The sequence below is a fragment of the Streptomyces tricolor genome (assembly GCF_002155905.1).
Taxonomy (GTDB): Bacteria; Actinomycetota; Actinomycetes; order Streptomycetales; family Streptomycetaceae; genus Streptomyces; species Streptomyces tricolor.
On sequence record NZ_MUMF01000912.1, the window covers coordinates 291 to 759 of the forward strand.

The 469-nt window shown below is 68.7% G+C and carries 1 pseudogene; it reads left to right on the forward strand.

Annotated features, from left to right (window positions below):
* Window positions 1-469: pseudogene (locus CCN44_RS47110) on the forward strand (lipid II flippase MurJ); the annotation flags it as partial.

Genomic DNA, 469 nt, shown 5'->3' on the forward strand with positions numbered 1-469 from the left:
CCGTCATGGCGGCGGGCACGATGGTCTCCCGCCTCACCGGTTTCATCCGCTCCGCGCTGATCGCCGCCGCGCTGGGCCTCGGCTTCCTCGCCGACTCCTTCCAGGTGGCCTACCAGCTGCCGACGATGATCTACATCCTCACCGTCGGCGGCGGCCTGAACTCCGTGTTCGTGCCGCAGCTGGTGCGCTCCATGAAGGAGGACGAGGACGGCGGCGAGGCCTTCGCCAACCGGCTGCTGACCCTCGTGATGGTGGCCCTGGCCGCGCTGACCGGACTCGCGATGTTCGCGGCACCGCTGCTGGTGCGGATGCTGGCCAACCCCGTGGCGAGCGACCCGGCGGCGAACGAGGTCGCGGTCACCTTCACCCGCTACTTCCTGCCCTCGATCTTCTTCATGGGCATCCACGTGGTGATGGGGCAGATCCTCAACGCCCGCGGCAAGTTCGGCGCGATGATGTGGACCCCGGT